Below are 660 nucleotides of genomic sequence, written 5' to 3'. Positions count from 1 at the left end.
CCAGGACCTGCCCTTCGAACGACTGGTCGAGATCCTCAACCCGACGCGCATAGCGGGCATGCAGCCGCTGGCTCAGGTCCGACTCGTTCTACAAAACAGCGAGATCGATCTTCCCGACATGCCAGGTCTCGACGCGGAGGTCCTCCCTGTTGATCGGCAGGGGGCGAAGTTCGACATGCTTTTCGTTCTCGAGGAGCGTCACGATAGCAGTGCGAGACCGGCCGGGATCGAAGGCGCGCTCGAGTACGCCACCGACCTGTACGACGAGTCCACCATGCTCCAATTCCTCACCCGCCTCCAACGACTACTGCACGCAGTCGTCGCCGATCCGGATCAGCTGATCACCGAGATTGACCTTCTCGGCGAGCGGGAGCGGCATCAGGTTTTGGTGGAGTGGAATGACACCACCCATCCGGTGGACCCGGTGACGTTGCCGGACTTGTTCGAGCGGCAGGTGACGGCGTCGCCGGAGGCGGTCGCGGTGGTCTGTGGGGATCAGCGGGTCTCGTATCGGCAGTTGGCTGGTCGGGTCAATCAGCTGGCCCGGTTGCTGATCCTGGCCGGGGTGGGGCCGGAGTCGGTGGTCGCGTTGGCGCTGCCCCGGTCGGTGGAGCTGGTCGCGGCGGTGTTGGCGGTGATGACCGCGGGTGGGGCGTACTT

At 64.8% G+C, this 660-nt stretch carries 1 protein-coding gene; it reads left to right on the top strand.

From position 1 onward, the window contains the following. Nucleotides 1-58: 58 nt before the first annotated feature. Nucleotides 59-660 (top strand): AMP-binding protein (locus Raf01_RS49230; RefSeq protein ID WP_239134610.1); only part of this gene is annotated, 602 nt, incomplete at its 3' end.

The organism is Rugosimonospora africana, from assembly GCF_016862975.1.
GTDB lineage: Bacteria > Actinomycetota > Actinomycetes > Mycobacteriales > Micromonosporaceae > Rugosimonospora > Rugosimonospora africana.
The sequence above is the reverse complement of the archived record's forward strand: the minus strand, read 5'-3'. Positions and strand labels throughout refer to the sequence as shown.